General features: G+C 70.6%; 18 protein-coding genes. 7 read left to right on the plus strand and 11 right to left on the minus strand.

Annotated elements, in window-relative coordinates; genetic code table 11:
* Nucleotides 1-2,414 (minus strand): sensor histidine kinase (locus tag ITI46_RS12750; RefSeq protein ID WP_209239621.1); only part of this gene is annotated, 2,414 nt, incomplete at its 3' end.
* A 569-nt stretch (nucleotides 2,415-2,983) separates the two neighbouring features.
* On the opposite strand from ITI46_RS12750, the gene ITI46_RS12755 reads away from it, so the two are divergent.
* Complete coding sequence (locus tag ITI46_RS12755; RefSeq protein WP_209239622.1) at nucleotides 2,984-3,169, plus strand: hypothetical protein; 186 nt, start codon at nucleotides 2,984-2,986, stop codon at nucleotides 3,167-3,169.
* A 239-nt stretch (nucleotides 3,170-3,408) separates the two neighbouring features.
* Here ITI46_RS12755 and ITI46_RS12760 read toward each other — a convergent pair whose 3' ends face one another.
* From ITI46_RS12760 to ITI46_RS12770, 3 genes are all read right to left on the minus strand, one after another.
* Nucleotides 3,409-3,666 carry an acyl-CoA carboxylase epsilon subunit gene (locus ITI46_RS12760; RefSeq protein WP_209239623.1) on the minus strand — a complete coding sequence of 86 codons (258 nt, stop codon included), beginning with the start codon at nucleotides 3,664-3,666 and terminating at the stop codon, nucleotides 3,409-3,411.
* 11 nt (nucleotides 3,667-3,677) lie between these two features.
* On the minus strand, nucleotides 3,678-5,309 hold the full coding sequence (locus ITI46_RS12765) for an acyl-CoA carboxylase subunit beta (RefSeq protein ID WP_247745895.1): 1,632 nt from the start codon (nucleotides 5,307-5,309) through the stop codon (nucleotides 3,678-3,680).
* 180 nt (nucleotides 5,310-5,489) lie between these two features.
* On the minus strand, nucleotides 5,490-6,962 hold the full coding sequence (locus ITI46_RS12770; RefSeq protein ID WP_247745896.1) for a cytosine permease: 1,473 nt from the start codon (nucleotides 6,960-6,962) through the stop codon (nucleotides 5,490-5,492).
* A 181-nt stretch (nucleotides 6,963-7,143) separates the two neighbouring features.
* Between ITI46_RS12770 and ureA the strand changes: the two genes are divergently transcribed.
* The 4 genes from ureA (at nucleotide 7,144) to ITI46_RS12790 (ending at nucleotide 11,365) form a co-directional block, all read left to right on the plus strand.
* Complete coding sequence (gene ureA / locus ITI46_RS12775) at nucleotides 7,144-7,872, plus strand: urease subunit gamma (RefSeq protein ID WP_209239624.1); 729 nt, start codon at nucleotides 7,144-7,146, stop codon at nucleotides 7,870-7,872.
* Complete coding sequence (locus ITI46_RS12780; protein ID WP_209239625.1) at nucleotides 7,869-9,572, plus strand: urease subunit alpha; 1,704 nt, start codon at nucleotides 7,869-7,871, stop codon at nucleotides 9,570-9,572. The genes ureA and ITI46_RS12780 overlap by 4 nt, the downstream gene beginning before the upstream one ends.
* Nucleotides 9,573-9,633: 61 nt before the next feature.
* A complete protein-coding gene (locus ITI46_RS12785) occupies nucleotides 9,634-10,683 on the plus strand; it encodes an agmatine deiminase family protein (RefSeq protein ID WP_247745897.1) in 1,050 nt (349 codons plus the stop codon).
* Nucleotides 10,684-10,816: 133 nt separating this feature from the next.
* A complete protein-coding gene (locus tag ITI46_RS12790; protein ID WP_209239644.1) occupies nucleotides 10,817-11,365 on the plus strand; it encodes a TetR/AcrR family transcriptional regulator in 549 nt (182 codons plus the stop codon).
* Between the two features lie 137 nt (nucleotides 11,366-11,502).
* Here ITI46_RS12790 and cimA read toward each other — a convergent pair whose 3' ends face one another.
* The 4 genes from cimA to ITI46_RS12810 all read right to left on the minus strand — a co-directional run bounded on the left by cimA (nucleotide 11,503) and on the right by ITI46_RS12810 (nucleotide 17,782).
* Complete coding sequence (gene cimA / locus ITI46_RS12795; RefSeq protein WP_209239626.1) at nucleotides 11,503-13,107, minus strand: citramalate synthase; 1,605 nt, start codon at nucleotides 13,105-13,107, stop codon at nucleotides 11,503-11,505.
* 329 nt (nucleotides 13,108-13,436) lie between these two features.
* Complete coding sequence (locus tag ITI46_RS12800; protein ID WP_209239627.1) at nucleotides 13,437-15,083, minus strand: alkaline phosphatase D family protein; 1,647 nt, start codon at nucleotides 15,081-15,083, stop codon at nucleotides 13,437-13,439.
* 168 nt (nucleotides 15,084-15,251) lie between these two features.
* Nucleotides 15,252-16,358, minus strand: coding sequence for a branched-chain amino acid aminotransferase (locus tag ITI46_RS12805; protein ID WP_209239628.1), 1,107 nt, complete (start codon nucleotides 16,356-16,358; stop codon nucleotides 15,252-15,254).
* Nucleotides 16,359-16,714: 356 nt separating this feature from the next.
* Nucleotides 16,715-17,782 (minus strand): 3-isopropylmalate dehydrogenase, encoded by a 1,068-nt coding sequence (locus tag ITI46_RS12810; RefSeq protein ID WP_209239629.1) that lies wholly within the window; start codon nucleotides 17,780-17,782, stop codon nucleotides 16,715-16,717.
* 129 nt (nucleotides 17,783-17,911) lie between these two features.
* On the opposite strand from ITI46_RS12810, the gene ITI46_RS12815 reads away from it, so the two are divergent.
* A complete protein-coding gene (locus tag ITI46_RS12815; RefSeq protein ID WP_209239630.1) occupies nucleotides 17,912-19,507 on the plus strand; it encodes a purple acid phosphatase family protein in 1,596 nt (531 codons plus the stop codon).
* A 204-nt stretch (nucleotides 19,508-19,711) separates the two neighbouring features.
* On the opposite strand, the gene ITI46_RS35485 is transcribed toward ITI46_RS12815, so the two are convergent.
* The 3 genes from ITI46_RS35485 to ITI46_RS12825 all read right to left on the minus strand — a co-directional run bounded on the left by ITI46_RS35485 (nucleotide 19,712) and on the right by ITI46_RS12825 (nucleotide 22,873).
* Nucleotides 19,712-19,840: a hypothetical protein gene (locus tag ITI46_RS35485; RefSeq protein WP_019355765.1), complete on the minus strand. Its 129-nt coding sequence runs from the start codon at nucleotides 19,838-19,840 to the stop codon at nucleotides 19,712-19,714.
* Between the two features lie 330 nt (nucleotides 19,841-20,170).
* Nucleotides 20,171-21,802: an L-glutamate gamma-semialdehyde dehydrogenase gene (pruA, locus tag ITI46_RS12820; RefSeq protein WP_209239631.1), complete on the minus strand. Its 1,632-nt coding sequence runs from the start codon at nucleotides 21,800-21,802 to the stop codon at nucleotides 20,171-20,173.
* A 144-nt stretch (nucleotides 21,803-21,946) separates the two neighbouring features.
* Nucleotides 21,947-22,873, minus strand: coding sequence for a proline dehydrogenase family protein (locus ITI46_RS12825; protein ID WP_209239632.1), 927 nt, complete (start codon nucleotides 22,871-22,873; stop codon nucleotides 21,947-21,949).
* A 233-nt stretch (nucleotides 22,874-23,106) separates the two neighbouring features.
* On the opposite strand from ITI46_RS12825, the gene ITI46_RS12830 reads away from it, so the two are divergent.
* Nucleotides 23,107-24,312: a PucR family transcriptional regulator gene (locus tag ITI46_RS12830; RefSeq protein WP_209239633.1), complete on the plus strand. Its 1,206-nt coding sequence runs from the start codon at nucleotides 23,107-23,109 to the stop codon at nucleotides 24,310-24,312.
* Nucleotides 24,313-24,372: the final 60 nt, after the last annotated feature.

Consider the following 24,372-nt stretch of genomic DNA (forward strand, 5'->3'; position numbering starts at 1 on the left):
CCACCGGCGTCCTGGCCGCGCGCGGGCAGCGCGCCCATGCGCGACGGCTCGCCTGCGCCGGGGCCGCCGTGGCCCTGGACCGGCGCGCCTGGTCCGCCGCTCTGCGGGCCGCGCTGGAGTGCGGCCGCCAGGTTGCCGCCCTTGCTGCCGCCCCGGGTCTGCGGGGGCGGCGGTCCGGCCTGGCCACCGGGGGCGCCGGCGCCGGGGCGGCCCTTCGCACCCTGGGAGCCGCCCTGTGCGACATCGACGGGGAGCATGACCAGCGCGGTCGTGCCACCGGAGTCGGAGGGGCGGAGCTGGATGCGGATGCCGTGCCGCAGGGAGAGGCGGCCGACCACGAACAGACCCATGCGGCGGGAGACGGAGACGTCCACCGTCGGCGGGTTGGCCAGCCGCTCGTTGATCGAGGACAGGTCCTCGGGCGACAGTCCGATGCCGGTGTCGTGGATCTCGATGAGCACCCGCCCGTCGGGCAGGGCGTGGCCGGTGACCTTGACCTTGGTCTGCGGGGAGGAGAACGACGTGGCGTTCTCCAGCAGCTCTGCGAGCAGGTGGACGAGGTCGTTGACGACGCGCCCGGCGACCTCGGTGGCAGGCACCGAGTTGAGCTCGATGCGCTCGTACTGCTCCACCTCGGAGGCGGCGGCGCGGAGCACGTCGACCAGCGGGACGGGGCGCGTCCAGCGGCGGCCGGGCTCCTCACCGGCGAGAACCAGCAGGTTCTCGCCGTTGCGGCGCATGCGGGTGGCGAGGTGGTCGAGCTTGAAGAGCGAGGAGAGCTGGTCCGGGTCGGCCTCGCGGGACTCCAGCTCGGAGATGAGCGAGAGCTGACGCTGGATCAGGCCCTGGCTGCGCCGCGAGAGGTTGGTGAACATCGCGTTGACGTTCCCTCGCAGCAGCGCCTGCTCACCGGCGAGCCGGACGGCCTCGCGGTGGACGTCGTCGAACGCCGCGGCCACCTTGCCGATCTCGTCCCGGCTGTGCACGCCGACGGACTCGACGGAGGTGTCCACATCCTGCGGCTCGGCCTCGGACATCTGCTTGACCAGCTCGGGCAGCCGCCTGCGGGCGACTTCCTGGGCGGTGTCCTGGAGCCGGCGCAGCGAACGGACCATGGAGCGCGCCACGACGAACGCGCCGACCAGCGAGATGCCGAGAACGAGCAGGATGAGCGCACCGCTGATCAGCGCCTCGCGCTGGGCTTCGGAACGCAGCTCGCGCGCCTGCTGTTCCATCTTCTCCAGCAGCGTCTGCTCGATCTTCTGCATGTTGTCGATCTTGGACCCGTCCTGGTCCATCCAGTCGACATAGCTGCGCTTCTGCTTCCGGATCGCCTCGGGGCTGTGCAGCATCCGCTCGCGGTAGCTGTCGGCCTGCTGGACGTTGACATCGCCGCCGCTGATCGGCTTGAGGAGGGTCTCCGCCGCCTTCTCGCCGTAGATCTGGCTGAAGCTGTCGAGCTCGGCGCCCTCACTGTCGGTGGCCGTGCGCGCGAAGAGCCGGTCGTTCTCCGAGAGCTTGGGGTTGGGCTCGTGCGCCAGACCGGCGGAGATGATCGCGCGCTGCATGGAGGCGTACTCCTTGGCGCTGGAGAAGGCGGCCAGCGCACGGGTGCTGCGGATCATCTCGGAGTTGCTCGTCGCCTGCGCCATGTCCTGCGAGAGGGAGAGCAGGGAGTCGATGAGCTGGTTGTAGGCGTTGACCGTCTGCGAGGCGTTGTCGGGGTTCTCGTAGGCGCGCTCGCGGATCGTGTTGATCGCGGTGAGCTGGCGGACGATGTCGAGGACGGTGGACTGGACGCCCGCCATCACCTTGTCGCTGCCGTCGATGTCGCCGGTGGCCTTCTGGAAGGCGCGGAACGCCTTGTCGGTCCGCTCGCGGGGGGCGACGACGAGATCGTCCTTGTCGTTGCCCGTGCTCACCAGCGGGCCGGCCGACTTGTCCCGCTCGTCCTGAAGTGCCGCTGCCAGGTTGGTGGCCTGCTCCGTCATCTCGGTGAGGAGCTTCATGTTGTCGAGCTGGTCGACGTTCTGCAGCGAGCTGGAGATCCGCATACCGCCGAGCGTGGTGGCGGCGATCACCGGGAGGGCCAGCAGGGAGACAAGGCGGGTGCTGATGCGCCAGTTGCGCAGGGCGACGCGGGGTCCGAGGTCGGGGCCCTCGGATCCGTCCTTGCCCTTGGCCGCGGCGTCCCCCTTACCGCTCTTGGCGGCCTTGCCTTGCTTGTCGCCCTTTTCGCCCTTGCCCTTTCCGGCACCCTGCGCGGTGCTCACCTGCTTGCCGGAGGGCGCGCCCTGCTCACCACCCGCGGGCCCGCCGTCCTGGGCACGCTGGGGCTGGGAGCCGTGGTCGGCCGGGCCTTGCGCCTCCGGTGTTCCCTCAGCGCTGCCATCCCTCTTGAAACGTCCCTGCACTAGCGTCGCAACCTCTGGACCAGGCGTCCCCCCGCTCGCGACGGGCGGGACGGTATCGAGTCGTGGGGGTCCAGGCCCCCATGGCGGTCGTGATGACCGGCGCGTCCCCTCATCACCATCGCGCGGCGCCGCCCTTGTGCGCCGACGCGCTCCGGTCTGTTTCGTCCTGCGGCGGTCCGTGGAATTCCAGCACAGTGCCGGATCTCCAACAAGGGCTGTGGATAACCCTTGAATGTCGATAGCAACCTGTAACTAGATGGACACCCAGCGTTAAAAAGTCGCTGCGGAATGCCGGATTTTTACGGATCGGACACCCCGGCGCCGACCGACGTGCGCCGTGCCCAACTACCCGGCAGTGCGCGCCGATTGCCCTCTTGGTCCGCTGTGTCCGATTGCGCTGGCGGGGGCGGCGATTACTTATGTCGCTTTTGGTAACGGCCTCGTGAGCAAACTCACATGATGATCGTTGCCTAGATCACGTTGCTGCGGGGAATAGCGCGCCTACTCTCGGCGTTTACATCTCAGGTTGAAATGACAAGCCGAGCAAGCCGAGCGAGGTAAGGGCACCAGTGAAGTCCACGCTGACCATGCGGAACATAGCCAACCCGCGGCGCACCACCCTTGCACATCTCAAGGACGCCGACGAGCTGACGACCGCGGCGGTCGCCGCGCATGAGGCGGAATGGGACTCCGCGCTTCCGGAGCAGACTGCCAATCCTCGCCGCACTGTGCTGGTGGACGCTCCGGCGAGCTGAGGTCTTTCGGGCTGGGCCAGTGGTTTCGGGCTGCCCCTCCCGGCTGTTCTTGGTAGGGGCTGCCCCTGATCGGCCGTTGCAGGCTGCAGGTTGTTTGTGGCTTTGGGGGTACCCCCTGCTCGAAGAGCTTGGGGGAGCAGTTCCCCGCGCCCCTTTGGGCGCGTGCTCCCTTCGGGGCGCCCGACACATCGCACACTGAAAACAGCCCCGCGCTCCTTTCGGAGTGCGGGGCTGTTGGTTCAGCCCTGCCAGCTGTGGGGGGCCCGGAAGCCGTGTTGGCGTTCCAGGCGGCGCCAGCCTGCCTTGGTCGGGCGTCCGCGGCGGGCGGGCGGCTCGGTGTGACCGGCGCGGGTGGAGGCGGCGGCGCGGGCCAGCAGCAGGGCTGTGACCGCGGCCAGCTCCTCCTCGTTCGCCTGGCCCTTCTCCACGCGCACCACGCTGTTCGCCTCGGCGCTCAGCCGGCCCGTACTGCCAGGCTCCTCAGGGGTCTTGGACATCTGTGCTCCCATCACTGCGGAGGGTTGCCGTGCTTGCGCGACGGCAGGTCGGCGTGCTTGCTGCGCAGCATCGCGAGGGACCGGATGAGGACCTCGCGGGTCTCCACCGGGTCGATGACGTCGTCCACCAGGCCGCGCTCGGCGGCGTAGTAGGGGTGCATCAGTTCGGCCTTGTACTCCTTGACCATGCGGGCACGCATGGCCTCGGGGTCGTCGGCCGCCGCGATCTGCTTACGGAAGATGACGTTGGCGGCGCCCTCGGCGCCCATCACCGCGATCTCGTTCGTCGGCCAGGCGAAGGTCAGGTCGGCGCCGATGGACTGGCTGTCCATGACGATGTACGCGCCGCCGTACGCCTTGCGCAGGACCACGGAGATCCGCGGCACGGTGGCGTTGCAGTAGGCGTACAGCAGCTTGGCGCCGTGCCGGATGATGCCGCCGTGCTCCTGGTCGACGCCGGGGAGGAAGCCCGGCACGTCCAGCAGCGTGAGGATCGGGATGTTGAAGGCGTCGCACATCTGCACGAAGCGGGCCGCCTTCTCGCTGGCCTCGATGTCCAGCACTCCGGCCAGCGACTGCGGCTGGTTGGCGACGATGCCGACGACCTCGCCGTCCATCCGGGCCAGGGTGCAGATGATGTTGGTCGCCCAGCGCTCGTGCACCTCCAGGAAGTCGCCGTCGTCGACGAGTTCCTCGATGACCTTGTGCATGTCGTACGGGCGGTTGCCGTCGGCCGGCACCAGGTCCAGCAGGGCCTCACCGCGCCGGTCGGCGGGGTCGGCAGTCGGCTCGGCCGGCGGGTTCTCGCGGTTGTTCTGCGGCAGCAGGGAGAGGAGGTAGCGGACCTCCTCCAGGCAGGTCTCCTCGTCGTCGTAGGCGAAGTGCGCCACTCCGGAGGTCGCCGCGTGCACATCGGCGCCGCCCAGTCCGTTCTGGGTCACCTCGGCACCGGTCACCGCCTGCACCACGTCGGGTCCGGTGATGAACATCTGCGAGGTGTCGCGGACCATGAAGACGAAGTCGGTCAGCGCCGGGCTGTAGGCCGCGCCGCCGGCGCAGGGGCCGAGCATCACGCTGATCTGCGGGATGACGCCGGACGCCTTGGTGTTGCGCTGGAAGATGCCGCCGTAACCGGCCAGCGCCGCGACGCCTTCCTGGATCCGGGCGCCGGCGCCGTCGTTGAGGGAGACCAGCGGGGCGCCCGCCGCGATGGCCTTGTCCATCAGCTTGTGGATCTTGGTGGCGTGGGCCTCGCCCAGCGCTCCGCCGAAGATCCGGAAGTCGTGTGCGTAGACGAAGACCGTCCGGCCGTGCACGGTGCCCCAGCCGGTGATCACACCGTCGGTGTACGGCTTCTTCTGCTCCAGCCCGAAGCCGGTGGCACGGTGCCGCCGCAGCGGCTCCATCTCGCAGAAGCTGCCCTCGTCCAGGAGCAGTTCGATCCGCTCCCGTGCGGTCAGCTTGCCCCTGGCGTGCTGGGCCTCGGTCGCGCGCTCACTGGGGCCCTGATATGCCTGTGCACGGATCGCGTGCAGTTCGGCCACGCGCCCGCGGGTGTCCTGCGCCGGTACGGAGCCGGATGAGCCGGGCTGGGCCTGGTCGGCCTGCTCGGTCTGGGACGACGGCTGGGACAGATCGGTCATGTATAGACCCTACGAAACCGCGGCGCCGATCACCCTCGTCGGATCCGTACAGTCTCCGCGGCCGAATCATGGCAGCGCTGGACAGAACCATACGGTTCCGGGGCCGGTGGAGAGCGGAACCCTCCCACTGCACAGGGAGGGGGCTGTGGGAATTCCACAGCCCCCTCCCTGACCAGTCGCTCAAGGCTGCCGGACGGCCGCCGCAGCCTCCACCTGGTTGCCCGGCTCCTCCAGGCTCCGTCCCGGCGGCGCCGCCACGGGGGAGAAGACCGACGCCCTCCCGCCGGCCGTCACCGCGAGGAAGGCTGCGGCGGTCACCGCGGAGGAGAGCAGGAAGCTGAGGTCGAAACCGCCCAGACGGGGGACGAGGGGGCCGGTGTAGAGCGGGGTGTCGACGGCCAGCAGTCCGACGCAGGAGCCGATGGCCCAGGCCACCGTCGCGCGCAGGTTCCAGCCCGCGGTGTACCAGTAACGGCCCCCGATCGAGCGGCGGTTGAGCACCTGGAGGGCCTCGGCGTCGTAGACACCGCGGCAGCGGATGTGCCCGATCAGCACGATCACGGCCCAGGGGGCACCGACGGCGGTCAGCAGCAGCACGAACGCCGTCATCGCGTCCTGCGCGTCCCACACGAAGTGGCCGAGGTAGACCAGCGCGGTGGACAGGCCCGCCACGGTGTAGGTGGCCTTGGTACGGGTGGTACGCGGAACGATGGCATCCAGGTCGAGGCCCATCGAGTACAGCATCAGCCCCGCGTTGCCGATCGAGCCGAACGAGGCGGCCAGCAGCAGCGGCACCAGGAACCAGAACGGCGCCTGCGCGACCAGCGGACCCGCGTAGTCGGTGGCGGCGTTCACGGCGACCGCGGTGAAGGTGCCGAAGAGCTGGGGGATCAGCAGCCCGGCGACCAGCCCGAGGCAGGTGGTGAGGTAGACCCGGCGCGAGGAGTGCCGGGCCGGCGACATGTAGCGGGTGTAGTCGCCCAGCAGGGTGATGAAGGCGATCGGCCCGCTGAGCCCGGCCGCCACGACGGACAGCAGCCAGGTCGTCCAGAAGTCGCCGAGCAGGTACTCGGTGCCGGTGGGCGCCTGGGTGGTGAAGTGCGGAGCGTACGCGAACAGGCCGACGACCAGCAGCGCGGTCATACCGATGGCCAGCACCCGGCTCAGCCGCAGCAGCAGCTTGTAGCCGTAGACGGCGCACACGGCGGTGCTCACCGCGAGCACGGCGTAGACGATCGCGTATCCCGCGGCGGAGTCGGGCATCCCGAAGAGCCGGGCCAGCGAGCCGACCATCGCGTCGCCGCCCACCCACAGCGTGAGCGCGGTGTAGCCGAGCGAGAGCAGCAGCCCGATCGCAGAGCCCAGCAGCCGGCCGCGTACCCCGAACTGGGCGCCGCTGCTGGTCGAGAGGTTGGTCGCGGTGCGCAGCGAGACCAGCGCGAGCGGGGCGACCAGCACCGTGCCGATCAGGGTGCCCACCACGAGCGAGGAGACGGCGGGCCAGAAACCCAGCCCGAAGGAGACCGGCAGCCAGCCGAAGATGACGACGCCGAGTGCCAGGTTCGATCCGATGAGAAAGCTGACGATGTCGCGCGGGCGGCCTGTGCGCTCCGCTTCGGGTATCACATCGACGCCGTGCTGCTCGATCTGCATGGTGCTCCCTGTCGGGGTGGGGCCGGCATTTGTTTTGAGCAGCGCTCAATCTGATGCATCACAAGTGACCGGGTCAATGGTTGGATGCAAAGACTTGACTATTTGAGTGATGCTCTAAATCCTGGCCGAGCACACGGCAAGAACAACGGGACCCATTCATCGCTACCGGAAGGTGGGAGTCGTGCGGCTTGGTCCGACCGAGCGGGACCGCCTGCTGATCTTCGGCACGGCCGAGCTGGCGCGCGCCAGACGCGCCAGAGGGCTGCGGCTCAACGTGCCGGAGGCCACGGCGCTCATCGCCGACACCGTCTGCGAGGCGGCCCGCGACGGGCTGCGGCTCGCCGAGGCGATCGAGGCGGGGCGCGCGGTGCTGGGCCCCGACGACGTGCTGCCCGGCGTGGCCGAGGTGCTGACCGAGATCCAGGTCGAGGCCGTCTTCGAGGACGGCTCCCGGCTCGCGGTGCTCCCCTCCCCCATCGGCTCGGCCACCGCATCCGGGCAGGCTCCCGGCGCCGTACTGCCCGCCGGTCCCGAGGAGGGCACCGACCAGGCGTACGCACCGCGGCCACCCGCGCTGTCGCTGACCGTACGCAACACCGCCGAGGTGCCGGTCAGCGTCACCTCGCACTTCCACTTCTTCGAGGCCAACCCCCGGCTGGAGTTCGACCGGGCCGCCGCCTACGGGATGCGGCTCGCCGTTCCCGCCGGCTCCTCGGTCCGCCTCGATCCGGGCGGCACCGCCGAGGTGGGGCTCGTGCCGCTGGGCGGCGAGCGGGTGGCCATCGGCTTCGCCGGTCTGGTGGACGGTCCGCTGGATGCGCCCGGAGCCCGCGAAGAGGCGCTGCGCCGCGCCGCTGCCTGCGGCTATCTGGGCGCCGGGCCCGCCATCGGCGAGGAGGGTCGGTCATGAGCGTGGACGCGCGCGAATACGCGGCCGTGCACGGGCCGCGCGCCGGTGACCGGGTGCGGCTGGGCGACACCGGACTCGTCGTCCGCGTCGAGTCCGACTCCCAGCAGCCGGGGAACGAGTTCCTGGCCGGGTTCGGCAAGACGGCCCGCGACGGGCTGCATCTCAAGGCCGCTGCCGTCCGCGGGACCTGCGACGTGGTGATCAGCAATGTGCTGGTCATCGACGCCGTGCAGGGCGTACGCAAGGTCTCCATCGGCATCCGCGAGGGCCGGATCCACGCGATCGGCCGTGCGGGCAATCCGGACACCGTCGACGGCGTGGACGTCGTCGTGGGAACCGGCACCTCGATCGTCTCCGGCGAGGGGCTGATCGCCACCGCGGGCGCCGTCGACACCCACGTCCATCTGCTGTCGCCGCGGATCATGGAGGCGTCGCTCTCCTCCGGCGTCACCACCATCGTCGGCCAGGAGTTCGGCCCGGTGTGGGGCGTGGGCGTCAACTCGCCCTGGGCGCTGGGGCACGCGTTCTCCGCGTTCGACGCCTGGCCGGTCAACATCGGCTTCCTGGGCCGGGGCTCCTCCTCGCACCCGGCGCCGCTGGTGGAGGCGCTGGCCGAGGGCGGGGCCTGCGGTTTCAAGGTGCACGAGGACATGGGCGCACACCACCGGGCGCTGGACACCGCGCTGCGGGTGGCCGAGGAGTACGACGTACAGGTCGCCCTGCACAGCGACGGGCTGAACGAGGCGCTGGCCGTCGAGGACACGCTCGCCGTGCTGGAGGGCCGCACCATCCACGCCTTCCACATCGAGGGCTGCGGCGGCGGGCATGTCCCCAATGTGCTGCGGATGGCGGGCGTGCCCAACGTGATCGGCTCCTCGACCAACCCGACGCTGCCGTTCGGGCGGGACGCCGTCGCCGAGCACTACGGGATGATCGTCTCGGTGCACGACCTCAAAACGGACCTGCCGGGGGACGCGGCCATGGCCCGGGACCGGATCCGCGCGGGCACCATGGGCGCCGAGGACGTACTGCACGACCTGGGCGCCATCGGCATCACCTCCTCCGACGCGCAGGGCATGGGCCGCGCGGGCGAGACGGTGCGGCGTACGTTCCAGATGGCGGCCAAGCTCAAGGCCGAGCGGGGCGAGCTGGAGGACGCGGCGCAGATCCACAGCGGCGCCACGGACGACAACGCGCGCGTGCTGCGCTACATCGCCAAGCTCACCCTCAACCCGGCGCTCGCGCACGGGCTCTCGCACGAGATCGGCTCGCTGGAGCCGGGCAAACTGGCCGACATCGTGCTGTGGCACCCCGCCTACTTCGGCGCCAAGCCGCAGCTGGTCCTCAAGTCCGGCTTCCCCGCCTGGGGCGTCACCGGCGACCCGAACGCCGCGACGGACACCAGCGAACCCCTGGTCCTGGGCCCGCTGTTCGGCGCACACGGCGCGACGCCCGCCGAGCTGTCCGTCGCCTTCGTCGCGCAGGCGGCCGTCGAGCGGGGCGGCGACACCCTGCCGACCCGGCGCCGCAGGGTCGCCGTCCGCGGCACCCGCGGAGTCGGTCCCGCCGACCTGGTGCACAACGCGCGGCTGGGCGCGGTGGAGGTCGACCAGCGCACCGGCCTGGTGACGCTGGACGGCGAACCGCTGCGCTCCGAGGCGGCCGAGAGCGTCCCGCTCAACCGTCTCTATTTCCTCTGACCCCCGGCAACGCCCCCTGACACCCCTGACAACGGACCACGACCGCAAGGAATCGCCCCCCATGAGCAACCGCACATCCGACGCCGCCCCGTACATGCCGCCCGAGTGGGCACCGCACGAGCGCACCTGGATGGCGTGGCCCGGCGCCAACCCGACGTTCGAGGACGCGGAGGTGCTGGCCGAGGCGCGTACCGCGTGGACGGCGGTCGCCCGTGCCGTCCGCCGCTTCGAGCCGGTCACCATGGTGGCGAACCCGGACGACGTGCTGGAGGCGCGCCGGGCACTCGGCCCGGAGATCGAGGTGGTCGGGCAGCCGCTGGACGACGCGTGGATGCGCGACATCGGGCCCACCTTCGTCACCGAGAGCGGCCGACTGGCCGCCGTGGACTGGACGTTCAACGGCTGGGGCGCCCAGCCGTGGGCGCGCTGGGAGCGGGACAGGCTGATGGGCGCGTACGTCGCAGGGCAGGCGGAGGCACCCGTGCACTCCTCGCGGCTGGTCAACGAGGGCGGCGGCATCCAGGTGGACGGCGAGGGCACGGTGCTGCTGACCGAGACCGTGCAGCTGGGTCCGGAACGCAACCCCGGCTGGACACACGAGCAGGTCGAGGCGGAGGTGCACGCGCTGCTCGGCACCAGCAAGGCGATCTGGCTGCCGCGCGGACTGACCGCCGACTACGGCACGTACGGCACCCGCGGCCATGTCGACCTGGTGGCCGCGTTCGCCGCGCCCGGCGTGGTCGTCGCGCACACCCAGCCCGACCCGGCGCACCCCGACCACGACCTGTGCAAGGAGACGGTCAAACTGCTGCGCGCCGCCACTGACGCGAAGGGCAGGCAGCTGGAGGTCGTCGAGCTCCCTGCGCCGACCGTCACCCACACCGCCGACGGCGAGCCGGTCGACTACAGCTACGTCAACCACTACCTGTGCAACGGCGGCGTCGTCCTGTGCGGCTTCGGCGACCCGCGCGACGAGCACGCGGCCGGCATCTTCCGCCGGCTGTTCCCCCGGCGGACGGTCACGCTGGTGGACGCGCGTACGGTGTTCGCGGCCGGGGGCGGTATCCACTGCATCACGCAGCAGCAGCCCCGGGTCCGACCGGCCGGTTAGGCTGACGGGTCGACGGCTTGCCGCGGGGCGCACGGCTTGGAGGAACACAACGGTGGTCACAGAGGCGGAGGGCAGGCGCCGGCGGAACGGCCGGCGCGCGGCGCAGCCCAAGGAGCAGGTGCTGGCCGCCGCCATGGAGATGATCGCCGAGCGCGGACTGGACCGGCTCACGATGGCGGCGCTCGGCCGCGAGGTCGGGATGAGCAGCGGCCACCTCGTCTACTACTTCAAGACCAAGGACGAGCTGCTGCTGCAGACCCTCCAGTGGAGCGAGGAACAGCTGGGCGCCCAGCGGCGCGCCGCGCTGGCCCGCCGGATACCGGCCCGCGAGCGGCTGGAGGCGCTGGTGGAGCTGTATCTGCCGGACGGCCACCGGGATCCGCACTGGGCGCTGTGGCTGGAGGTGTGGAACCGCTCGCAGTCCGGTGACGACGAGGTGCGCGCCCGGCAGCTGGAGCTGGAACTGAGCTGGCACCGGGACCTGGTGGCGCTGCTGGTGGAGGGCATGGCCAAGGGCGAGTTCGCGACGGTCGACGCCGACCGCTTCGCCACCCGCACCCGCGCCCTCCTCGACGGCTTCGGCACCCATCTGGTGGTGGGCCTCCCGGGGGTGGACAGACCCCTGGCCCTGAGCCATGTGCGGGACCACTTCGACGAGTCCCTCACGCCGGGCAAAGGCTGACCCGCCCGCCTACGGCTTGCCACGCAGGGGGACAGCGCCCCGTCAGGGGCGCGGGGAACTGCGCGCCCAGCCACAAACAACCCGCACCCTGCAACGGACCGCCAGGGGCAGCCCCCTCCCCAGCAGCAGACGAGCACCTAGTCGTGCGCCTCAACTCCCGCCCGCAGCAACCCATACGTGTACCCGTCATCCAGCGCCTGCCACGACGCGGCGATCACGTTGTCCCCGACCCCGACCGTCGTCCACTCCCCACTGCCGTCACTCATCGACACCAGCACCCGCGTCGTGGACGACGTCCCGTGCGCGCCCTCCAGGATGCGGACCTTGTAGTCCACCAGGTTCAGCTTCGCCAGCTCGGGGTGGATGCGCTCCAGTCCGGCCCGCAGCGCCCGGTCCAGCGCGTCGACGGGTCCGTTGCCCTCGCCGGTGACGACGATCCGCTCGCCCTTGGCCCACAGCTTGACCGTCGCCTCGTTGACCTGCATCCCGTCGGGCCGCTGCTCGACGATGGCGCGCCAGGACTCCGCGCGGAAGAACCGGGGGGCTGTCCCCGTGGTGCCGCCGTGCACCTCGTCGCGGAGCAGCAGTTCGAAGGAGGCGTCGGCGGCCTCGTACGTGTACCCCTTGAGCTCCTGCTCCTTGACGCGCTCGACCACCCGGCCGACCAGTTCGCGGTCGCCGCTCAGGTCGTAGCCCAGCTCCTTGCCCTTGAGCTCGACGGAGGCCCGCCCCGCCATGTCGGAGACCAGCATCCGCATGGTGTTGCCGACGAGTTCGGGGTCGATGTGCTGGTAGAGATCCGGGTCGATCTTGATCGCGGAGGCGTGCAGCCCGCCCTTGTGGGCGAAGGCCGAGGTGCCGACGTAGGGCTGGTGGGTGGAGGGGGTCAGGTTGACGACCTCGGCGATGGCGTGCGAGATACGGGTGGTCTCGGCCAGCGCCCCCTCGGGCAGTACGCGCTTGCCGTACTTGAGCTCCAGCGCGGCCACGACGGGGAAGAGGTTGGCGTTGCCGACGCGCTCCCCGTAGCCGTTGGCGGTGCACTGCACATGGGTGGCGCCGCCGTCCACGGCGGCCAGCGTGTTGGCGACGGCGCAGCCGGTGTCGTCCTGCGCGTGGATGCCCAGCCGGGCCCCGGTGTCGGCGGCGACGGTGCGTACCACGGCCTGGATCTGCGCGGGGATCATGCCGCCGTTGGTGTCGCAGAGCACCACCACATCGGCACCCGCCTCGTGTGCGGTGCGGACGACCTGCTTGGCGTAGTCGGGGTTGGCCTGGTAGCCGTCGAAGAAGTGCTCGCAGTCGACGAAGACACGGCGGCCGTGCGCGCGCAGATGGCCGACCGTCTCGGAGATCATCGACAGGTTCTCCTCCAGCGTGGTGCGCAGGGCCAGCTCCACATGGCGGTCGTGCGCCTTGGCGACGAGCGTGACGACCGGTGCGTTCGAGTCGAGCAGCGCCTTGACCTGGGGGTCGATCTGCGCGGGGACGCCTGCCCTGCGGGTGGAGCCGAACGCGACCAGCTGTGCGTGCTGGAAGTCGATCTCTTTCGGGGCGCGCGCGAAGAACTCGGTGTCCCGCGGGTTGGCGCCGGGCCAGCCGCCCTCGATGAAGCCGACGCCGTACTCGTCCAGGTGCCGGGCGATGGTGAGCTTGTCGGCGACGGTCAGGTTGATGCCCTCGCGCTGTGCGCCGTCACGCAGGGTGGTGTCGAAGACATGGAAACTGTCGTCGGGGGTCATGGCTGATGGCTCCTGCTGGGTTCAGTGGTTGCGGAAGGAAGCGCTCCACTTGCCCCCATCATCCCTCGCGCCTGCGCCTTCGGCCGGGTGGGCCGGAAAACGAAAAAACCCCTCGCGGGTGCGAGAGGTCTGCGCGCGGGTCTGGGGCACGGTGTCCGCTGCCGTACGGGTCTTTCCACGGCAGTCGGTCACTGCGGACCGGCGCGCCTGCTGCCAATAATCATGACGAACGAGGGCACGGGGGAAGTCTTGCACACAACCACCCCCGTGCCCCCTCCTGTCTCACGATGCGAAAACGCCCCGCTCAGCGAGACCGCGGCACAGAGGGCTCACGCCTCGTGCAGCCCCTGGTTGCCGGCCTCGGTGACGAAGGAAGCGGCGGTGCCCACCGGCGCCCCCGGCTTGGTGACCACGGCGACCGTACGGAAGTCCGCCCGGGCCTGCTGCTTGTCGAGCCGCACGGTCACATAGCCGCGGTGGCCGTTGTAGAACTTCATATGCGGGTTGGCGTCCATATACGTCTGCCAGTTGTCGGGCTTGTCCACGCCGTCCTTGCCACTGGTGATCGAGGTGGCCACGATCTCGGTGCCCATGGTGCGGGACTTCTGGTCGCCGAAGTCGCGCTTGATGTCGTACGCGTAGGCCCGGTGCACGTCCCCGGTGAGCACCATCAGGTTCTTGATCCCGGCGGTCTCGGCGCCCGCCAGCAGCCGTTCGCGGGAGGCGGGTGCGCCGTCCCAGGCGTCCATGCTGAGCTTGTAGGCGTCGCTGCTGTCGCTGCGCCGCTCACAGAAGGTGACCTGCTGGGGAACGACATTCCAGACGGCATCCGAGGCCCGCCAGCCGTCGATCAGCCAGCGCTCCTGTTCCGAGCCGGTCATGGTGCGGGAGGAGTCCGTCGACTCGGGACCCGGCTGGTGCCAGCCGTCGCCGTAGGCCTGGTCCGAGCGGTACTGCCGGGTGTCGAGGATGTCGAACTGGGCGAGCTTGCCGAACCGCACCCTGCGGTAGAGCTGCATATCGGGGCCGCTGGGCTGCTGGGGCTTGCGCAGCGGCAGGTTCTCCCAGTACGCGCGGTAGGCGGCGGCCCTGCGCACCAAAAACTCCTCGGAGGAGCTGCCGTCCTCGGGGATGTCGTCCGCGTAGTTGTTCTCGGTCTCGTGGTCGTCCCAGGTGACGAGGAACGGGTGCGCTGCGTGCGCGGCCATCAGATCGGGGTCCGACTTGTAGAGCGCGTACCGCAGCCGGTAGTCCTCCAGCGAGACGGTCTCCTTGTTGAAGGCGGCCGGCAGCTCGCGGTCGGTGTAGGCGCGGGAGCCGCCGTGTGCGTCGACGGCGTACTCGTACAGGTAGTCGCCGAGGTGGAAGACCAGATCCACGTCCTCCTCGGCGAGGTGCCGGTGCGCCGTGAAGTAACCGTGGTGGTACGCCTGGCAGGAGACCGCGGCCAGCCGCAGCTCGTTGAGGTCGGCGCCGAACGCGGGCGCCGTACGGGTGCGGCCCACGGGGCTGAGCCACTTGCCGGCGCGGAAGCGGTAGTAGTACACGCGGTCGGCGGCCAGCCCTCCGGCCTCCACATGCACCGCGTGGTTCAGCTCGGGGTGCGCGGTGGCTGTGCCCTTGCGCGCGACGCGGCGGAAGCGGCTGTCGTGGGCGATCTCCCACTCGACAGTGATCCGCTCCTTCGGCAGCCCGCCGCCGGGCTCGTACGGCTTGGGTGCAAGCCGGGTCCACAGCACGACGGAGTCGGGCAGCGGGTCGCCGGAGGCGACGCCCAGCGTGAACGGCTCGGCGCCGATGGCCGTCCGTGCGTCCGCCTCGGCCGCCTGGGCGCTGCCCGGGAGGTTGGTGGTGAACGCGAGCACCGCTGCGGCGCCCGTGACCGTCAGCAAGCGGCGGCGGCCCAGTGCCGCCGCCGCTTGTCTGAACTCCTGCTGACTCTCCTGATCCTGCTGGCTCGTCTCATGACGCGGCATCGTGGATCTCGGCCCTCCCGGGAGGCAGTCGATGACACCGTCATGACAGCGCTGCCGAAAGGCCCTTCAGCTACGGAAGTTGGACCGCTACATGTCAGGTACATGTACGTCGAGTCGGTTCCGGTCTTACCGTGATACGCCCCACGATGTCCGTGACGGCGTACCCGCTCAGGAGTCGAGCGTGTGCATCCAGCCGTGCTTGTCCTCCGCCTGGCCGGTCTGGATCGCCAGCAGCGCCTCACGGAGCTTCAGGGTGACCTCCCCGGCGCCGCCGTCGCCGACCTGCCAGCCGCCGCGCGCCGACTTGACCTCGCCGACCGGTGTGATCACGGCGGCCGTCCCGCAGGCGAAGACCTCGCTGATCGAGCCGTCGGCGTTGCCTGCCCGCCACTCGTCGGTGCTGATCCGCGCCTCGCCGGTCCCGTACCCCATGTCGGCGGCTATCCGCAGCAGCGAGTCACGGGTGATGCCGGGCAGCAGCGTGCCGGTCAGCTCCGGGGTGACGATGCGCGCGTCGGCGCCCGTGCCGTACACGAAGTAGAGGTTCATGCCGCCCATCTCCTCGATGTAGCGGCGCTCGGTGGCGTCCAGCCAGACGACCTGGTCACAGCCCTGCTCGGCGGCCTGCGCCTGGGCGACCAGCGACGCGGCGTAGTTGCCGGCGCACTTGGCCTCGCCCGTACCGCCCGGGGCCGCGCGCACGTACTCCTCGGACAGCCACACCGAGACGGGCTTGACGCCGCCGGGGAAGTACGAGGCCGCAGGGGACGCGATCACCATGAACGTGTACTGGTTCGCGGGCCTGACCCCCAGCCCCACCTCGGTGGCGAACATGAACGGCCGCACATACAGCGACGCCTCGCCCCCGCTGGGCACCCACGCCTTGTCCTGCGAGACCAGCAGGTCGCACGCCTCGATGAACGCCTCGACCGGCAGCTCGGGCATCGCCAGCCGGCGGGCGCTGCGCTGGAAGCGGCGGGCGTTGGCGTCGGGCCGGAACACCTTCACCGAGCCGTCGGGCTGCCGGTACGCCTTCAGTCCCTCGAAGATCGACTGCGCGTAGTGCAGCGTCATGTTCGCCGGGTCCAGCTGGAGGGGGGCGTACGGCTGCAGCTGCGCGTCGTGCCAGCCACGGCCCTCGGTCCACTGGACGGTCACCATGTGATCGGTGAAATACCGCCCGAATCCGGGGTCCGCCAGTACCGCTTCGCGCTCGGCGGCACCGAGGGGTCGAGCGGCGGGCTTCAGGTCGAATGCGATACGTGGCGTCGTCATGTCCGCGTCCTTACTTCTTTCGGGGCCCCCTCTCAGGGCGGCACAACCCGATTATCCCGCGCGGGTCAACCACTTCCAGATGCGGGTCGGGGCCCCTCCGCCGCCGGGCACCCCTCACGCCGCTCCCCTCTCCGCGCCGCCCCGCTCTTCTCACCGCTCCCCTCTCCTCGCCGCAACGGCGAGCAACGCAGGCGGCGAGGGTCCGGCGAAACAGGAGACGGCCTCAGCCGGCCGATGGGCACCGGCCGTCGTGAAAACCGCCGGACTCCCGCCGTCGTGGCGAGCCGCCGTTGCGGCGGGAAGGGTTTGACGGCGAGAAGGGTCGGGGCGACAAGAGGGGCGGAACGGAGAAGGCGTCAGCCGGAGACGCGGGCTGCGAGGGCGTCGCCGATCTCATCGGTGCTCCGCGCCGCTCCGGCGCCCCGCTCGGTGAGGTCGGCGGTGACAGCCGCGTCGATACGGTCGGCCTCGTCCTCGTACCCGAGATGCCGCAGCAGCAGGGCGACGGACAGCACCGTGGCCGTCGGGTCCGCCTTGCCGGTGCCCGCGATGTCGGGCGCCGACCCGTGGACGGGCTCGAACATCGAAGGGAACTCCCGCGTGGGGTTGATGTTCCCGGAAGCGGCGAGCCCGATCCCGCCGCTGACCGCGGCGGCCAGGTCGGTGATGATGTCGCCGAAGAGGTTGTCGGTGACGATCACGTCGAACCGCGCCGGATCGGTCGTCAGGAAGATCGTGGCCGCGTCGACGTGCAGATAGTCGGTGGTCACCTCGGGGAATTCGCGGCCGACCCGGTCGAAGGTGTCCTTCCACAGGTGACCGGCGTGCACCAGCACATTGTTCTTGTGCACCAGCGTCAGCTTCTTCCGCGGGCGCGCCTGCGCCCGCGCGTACGCGTCGCGCACGACCCGCTCCACGCCGAACGCGGTGTTGACGCTCACCTCATTGGCGACCTCGTGCGGGGTGCCCTTGCGGATGGTGCCGCCGTTGCCGACGTACGGCCCCTCGGTGCCCTCGCGGACGACGACGAAGTCGATCTCCGGACGGCCCGCCAGCGGCGAGGTGACGTTCGGGAAGAGCTTGGAGGGGCGCAGGTTGACGAAGTGGTCGAAGGCGAAGCGCAGCTTCAGCAGCAGCCCGCGCTCCAGTACGCCGGAGGGGACGCCCGGATCGCCGACGGCGCCGAGCAGAATCGCGTTGTGGGCCTTGAGCCGCTCCAGCTCCTCGTCGGTGAGCGTCTCCCCCGTGGCGTGCCAGCGTTTGGCGCCGAGATCGTACTCGCGCGTCTCCAGCTTGACGTCCTGCGGGAGGACGGCGGTGAGGACCTTCAGGCCCTGGGCGACGACCTCCGGGCCGATTCCGTCACCGGGAATCACTGCCAGGTCGATGGTGCGGTCGGTGCGGGATGCCGTTTCCGAAGACATGCGGCGGACGATACTCCCCGTCCCAGCTTGTGACATAAAGCTGTCCGTATGACGGACGACGCCTGTCGTTCACGGCGTGTATCCGCGGGTGTCTTCCGGGAGTTGGCGCCCGTTGCCACCGTGGTGCCCATGGCTGCGAACCATCTGCCCGGATTCGGGATCCCCGACCACCTCGCCGCCCGGATGAGCATGGCCGAGCAGCACGAGTATCTGCGCAGGAGACTCACCCGGCGCAGCGTACTGCGCGGCGGCGGGCTGATGGCGGCGGGCGCCGCCGGTGCGGCGGGGCTGGTCGTCGGCTCGGACGCCGCGCTCGATCCCGGCGCGGGGAGCCCCACCGGCGCCGGCCCCACGCCGGTGCTCTCCCGCGCCTCGGTGGACGGCAGGCTGGTCGCGCCGTTCGGCCGCCATCTGGCGTTCGGCGCCGACCCGCGGACCGGGATGCGGGTCTCCTGGCAGGTCCCGTTCGCCGTCCGCAGGCCGTATCTGCGGTTCGGGCCCAAGCCGTGGGAGCTGGAGAGCAAGGTGGCCGCCGAGGTCCGCGCGCTGCACACCCCCTCGCTCGGCCGCCATCTGCCCGCCGTCGAGCAGCTCTATCTGCACGTGCGGCTGGAGGGGCTGCGGCCCGGCACGACGTACTACTACGGTGTCGGCCACGACGGATTCGACCCCACCTCAGCCGAACGCCTGGGCAGCGTCGGGTCGTTCACCACCGCACCGGCCGGCGGCAAGCAGCCCTTCGTCTTCACCGCCTTCGGCGACCAGGGCGTCGGCCCTGACGCACTCGCCACCAACCAGCTGCTGCTCGGCCAGAACCCGGCCTTCCATCTGCACGCGGGCGACATCTGCTACGCCGACGACACCGGGCACGGCGAGAAGTCCGACACCTACGACGCGCGGGTATGGGACCAGTACCTCGCCCAGACCGAGCCCGTGGCATCCCGCGTGCCGTGGATGGTGACCACCGGCAACCACGACATGGAGGCGTGGTACAGCCCCGACGGCTACGGCGGCCAGGCCGCCCGCTGGTCCCTCCCCGGCAACGGCCCCGACCCGGCCAAGTCGCCGGGCGTCTACGCCTTCGAGTACGGGAACGTCGGGGTCATCGCCCTCGACGCGAACGACGTCTCCTATGAGATCCCGGCCAACCTCGGCTACACCGACGGGGCACAGACCCGGTGGCTGGAGCGGACGCTGAAGCGGATGCGGGCCGCGCCGGGCATCGACTTCGTCGTCGTCTTCTTCCACCACTGCGCGTACTCGACCGCCACGCACGGTTCGGACGGCGGGGTGCGGGAAGCGTGGGGGGCACTGTTCGAGCAGCACCATGTGGACCTGGTGATCAACGGGCACAACCATGTGTACGAACGGACGGACCCGGTGCGGGGCGGTTCCCCCACCCGGGCGGTGCGGGTGGGGGATGTGACCGATCCTGTGCGGGACGGCACCGTATATGTCACCGCCGGCGGGGGTGGCAGGGAGCTGTACGACTTCTCGGCGCCGGACAGCTATGAGGGGCACCTCGAGGAGCGGGACAGCGTTGCGGGCGTCCGCTGGACGAAGGGCGGGGACTCGGTGCGGAGCCGCGTGGAGTGGTCCCGGGTCCGTTACACGGGGTTTTCATTTCTTGCGGTGGAGTCCCGGCCCGGACGGCGGCCCTCCCTCGCCGTGACCGCGCTGGCACGGTCGGGCCGCCGCGTCGACCACTTCGTGGTGCGTCGCTGACTGGGGAGGGGGTGCCCCTTGCTGTGCGTTGCAGGCTGCGGGTTGTTTGTGGCTGGTCGCGCAGTTCCCCGCGCCCCTGAATGGCCAGCCCCTGCGCTTGGGAGGTCTGCGCAAGGCGCAGGACTGGCAAGCGCAGCCCCCTTGCGGGGTACGCGAGCTCCAAGGGGCAACCCCGCAAAGCGCTGAGGCGCCCCCCCGCAGGGGTCAGCGGCGGTCGAAGGCGCGCTGGAGGGCTTCGGCCGCCTTGCGGCGGTCCTCTTCGCGGAGGCGGGCCGCGGCGCGGGAGCGGCGGACGCGGGAGGCGGGGACGTGGGTGGCTGTGGGCGTGGCCATGGGAATGCAACTCCTTCTGCACGACGCGTGGACGCAAGAACGCAAGGAGAGATCTGCCGGACAGCCAACGGTGCGGGGACAACCGGTGCGGCAGGGATCACCTGCCTGGGACGCACGGGCGTCACATCCGCGAAGCGCTCGGTCGAGCGAGACGATCGGCTTCCTACAAAGATAGAAGCCGAGGGCCGTGATGTCTCGCCAAATAGTTGGGCTTCCTACTATCTGAGACGAGGCCCACATCGCCGCAGCTCAAAAGGGCGGGCCCGGCCCACCTCTCCGTAAGGGAGGAGAAGGAGGCCGGGCCCTCATCGCACAGGGGCCACGGGGGCATCAGCCCATGTGCGGGTACCTGTAGTCGGTCGGCGCGACCTGGGTCTCCTTGATCGCACGGGGCGAGGACCAGCGGATCAGGTTGAACTTCGAGCCGGCCTTGTCGTTGGTGCCCGAGGCACGGGCACCGCCGAACGGCTGCTGGCCGACGATCGACCCGGTGGGCCGGTCGTTCAGGTAGAAGTTGCCCGCGGCGAACCGCAGCTTCTCCGAGGCCGAGGCCAGCACGGCGCGGTCCTTGGCGAGCACGGCGCCGGTCAGCGCGTACGCCGAGGCCGACTCCATCTGGTCCAGCATCGCGTCCCAGCCCTCGTCCTCGTAGACGTGGACCGCGATGATCGGGCCGAAGTACTCGGTCTTGAAGACCTCGTTCTCCGGGTCGGAGCAGACGATGACGGTCGGCGAGACGAAGTAGCCGACGCTGTCGTCGTACGTACCGCCCACCAGGATCTCGCAGGCCGGGTCGGCCTTGGCGCGCTCGATGGCGGCCTTGTTCTTGGCGAAGGCGCGGTCGTCGATGACGGCACCGATGAAGTTGGACAGGTCCGTCACATCGCCCATGGCCAGCCCCTGCACCTCGGTGGCCAGCTCCTCCTTGAAGCCGCCCTCCCAGATGGAGCGGGGCAGGTAGGCGCGGGAGGCGGCCGAGCACTTCTGGCCCTGGTACTCGAAGGCGCCACGGGTGATGGCGGTCTTGAGCACGGCCTGGTCGGCCGTGGAGTGCGCGACGATGAAGTCCTTGCCGCCGGTCTCGCCGACGATGCGCGGGTAGGACTTGTAGGTGGAGATGTTCTCCCCGACGCTCTTCCACAGGTGCTGGAAGGTGGCGGTCGAGCCGGTGAAGTGGATACCGGCCAGGTCCGGGTGCGGAATGGCGACCTCGGAGACCTCCTTGCCGTCACCGGTCACCAGGTTGATCACGCCCTTGGGCAGCCCGGCCTCCTCCAGCAGCTCCATGAGCAGCACGGCGGAGTGCGTCTGGGTGGGAGACGGCTTCCAGACCACCACGTTGCCCATCAGCGCCGGAGCGGTGGGCAGGTTGCCCGCGATGGCGGTGAAGTTGAACGGCGTGATCGCGTAGACGAAGCCCTCCAGCGGGCGGTGGTCCATGCGGTTCCAGATCCCGTTGGGCTGGATGAGCGGCTGCTCGGTCATCAGCTCGCGGGCGAAGTGCACATTGAAGCGCCAGAAGTCGATCAGCTCGCACGGTGCGTCGATCTCGGCCTGCTGGGCCGTCTTGGACTGGCCGAGCATGGTGGAGGCGGCGATCGTCTCGCGCCAGGGCCCCGACAGCAGCTCGGCGGCCTTGAGGATGATCGCGGCCCGGTCGTCGAAGGACATCGCCCGCCAGGCCGGTGCCGCGGCCAGCGCCGCGTCGATGGCGTCCTGCGCGTCCTGCCGGGTGGCGGTCGCGTAGGTACCCAGCACCTTCTGGTGGTTGTGCGGCTGTACGACGTCCACGCGCTCGCCGCCGCCCATGCGCTTGACGCCGTTGATGGTCATCGGCAGCTCACGGGGGTTGTCGGCCAGCTCCTTGAGCTTGGCCTCCAGGCGCGCACGCTCGGCGCTGCCGGGTGCGTAGGTGTGCACCGGCTCGTTGTACGGGGCGGGGACCTGGGTCACAGCGTCCACAGTTGCTCCTTGTGTCGTGGTTCGGGCTGTCGGTATTGCCGGCGTCTGAGGAGGGTGCCGTATTCAGCTGCGGGTGACGAGGGACCGCAAGCTGTGTCTCCCCGGGGGACAACCCCCGGACCCCCGGCCGGAAGGGTGCCGTATTCAGCTGCGGGTGACGAGGGACCGCAAGAAGAAGGCCAGGTTCGCGGGGCGCTCCGCGAGGCGTCGCATGAAGTAGCCGTACCAGTCGGTGCCGTACGGAACATAGACCCGCATCCGGTGACCCAGCGCGACCAGTCGCTCCTGTTCGGCTCCGCGGATGCCGTAGAGCATCTGGAATTCGTACTCGTCCCGCTTTCGACCGTAACGCTCGGCCAGGTTCTGGGCGATGGCCACCATGCGGGGGTCATGGGAGCCGACCATCGGGTAGCCCTGGCCGGCCATGAGGATCTTCAGGCAGCGCACATACGCCCGGTCCACCTCGCGTTTGTCCTGGTAGGCGACCTCGGAGGGCTCGTTGTACGCGCCCTTGACCAGCCGGACCCGGGAGCCCTCGCCGGCCAGCGCGTGGCAGTCGTCCTCGGTACGGAAGAGATACGACTGGAGCACGGCGCCGGTGCCGGGGAAGCGCTCGCGCAGCTGCCCGAGTATGGCCAGCGTGGAGTCGACTGTGGTGTGATCCTCCATGTCGAGGGTGACCGTCGTACCGGCGGCGGCCGCGGCCTCGACGACCGGGCGCACGTTCTCATAGGCCAGCTCGTGCCCGCCCGGAAGCGCCTGCCCGAAGGCGGAGAGCTTGACCGACATCTCGGCGTGCTCGGCGAGCCCGGCGCCGGCCAGCGCCTCGGTGAGCGCGAGGTAGGCGTCGCGGTTGCGGAGGGCCTCCGACCGGTCGGTGATGTCCTCGCCGAGATGATCGATCGTGACCTGCATACCGCGCTCGGTGAGCGCGGTGACAGAGGGCAGACACTGATCGAGCTGCTCGCCCGCCACGAACCGGTCCACCATCGGGCGGGTCACCGGAGCGGCCGAGACGAGGCGGCGGATGCTGTCGCTGCGCGCGGCGGCGAGGAGCACGGGTCCCAGCACGGGGCACCTCCACGGTTTGTTCTTGCCGGTGGCTCGCCGAAGAGGGCGCAGAGGCGCAACGCGCGAGCCACTCAGAACGTAAGGATCGCGCCAACTGCGGGCCATCGACAGGTGTCACGCATCCGTGGCCCGGCTCTCAGACAGATGTATGAGAGATGTACGAGAATGGGCCACCGGGCGTACGACACCGTCGTACGCCGCCAACCGAAGACGGACCTGCAGGAGGCCGGAGCATGCGCGAGAACTACCAGGCGCTGATCGACGAGGTCTCCCAGTTGCTGGGTACCCCGGCCACGCTGGAGGGCCGGGACTTCTCACTGATCGCCTTCGGCGCGCACGAGGGCAGCGCCGAAGGGGACGAGGGGGAACAGACCGGTCCTGCGCTGGACTCGGTACGCACCCGCACCATCCTGCAGCGCCGCTCCACCCCCGCCGTGCGCGCCTTCTTCGAGAGCTTCGGCATCGCGCGCGCGAGCGGCCCCGTACGGATCCCGCCGGACCCGGCCGCCGGTGTGGTGCACGGCAGGATCTGTCTGCCGGTGCGGGACCGCGGGGTGGTGCACGGCTACATCTGGCTGCTGGACGACGGCGCTCTGGAGCTGACCGATCCGCGGCTGGCCGCCGCGATGGCCGTCGCCGACCGCACCGGCGCCCAACTGGCCGCCGACTCCCGCGCCGAGGAGCGCACCGGGGAACTGCTGCACACCGCGCTGGCCGAGCACGGCGGAGTCGCACAGGACGAGGCGGTCGCGGAACTGCGGGCTGCGCTGGGCGAGGCGGCGTCCGGGCCGCAGGTGCTGGTCGCCGTCGCGCCCTGGCCGGACGACGAGGCCCCGGGCGCGGCGCGCGGCCCGCTGCCCGCTGCCCTCCCCCGGCTGATGGCGCAGTGCGTACGCGACGGGGCGCTCGCGGCGCTCGTGCGGCTGCGTACCCCGCACGGCCTGGAGGCGGCCCGCACCGCGGCCGACCGGCTGCTGCGCACCCCGGGCCTGGCCGGGGCGGACGGGGCTGCGGGCCTCGCGGTCACGGCGGGACTGAGCAGCCCGCGCTCCGGCCTGGCCGAACTGCCGGCCGCCTGGCGCGAGGCCCGCGCCGCGGCCCGGGCAGCAGCCGCCGAGTCCCTGCCCGGCGCCCTCGCCGAGTGGGACGCCATCGGCCCCTACCGGTTGCTCACCGGCATCCCCCGGCACCCCGGCCACGCCCCCGACCCGGCCGTACGGGAGCTGCTGCGGCCCACCCATCGCGAACTGGCCCGCACCGCTGAGGTCTTCCTCGACTGCGCGGGCCAGGCGGGCCGCGCCGCCGCGGCCCTCGGCATCCACCGCCAGACCCTCTACTACCGCCTCTCCCGCGTCGAACGCCTCACCGGCCTCGACCTGGACGAGGGCGAGGACCGCCTCCTGCTGCACATGGCGTTGAAGACGGCCCGGCTCAGCTAGCGCTTCGCCCGTGAGGGGCGCCGGGGACTGCTCCCCTGGGGGCGCCCCCACGCCGGAACC

The sequence above is a fragment of the Streptomyces oryzae genome (assembly GCF_017676365.1).
Classification (GTDB): Bacteria; Actinomycetota; Actinomycetes; order Streptomycetales; family Streptomycetaceae; genus Streptomyces; species Streptomyces oryzae.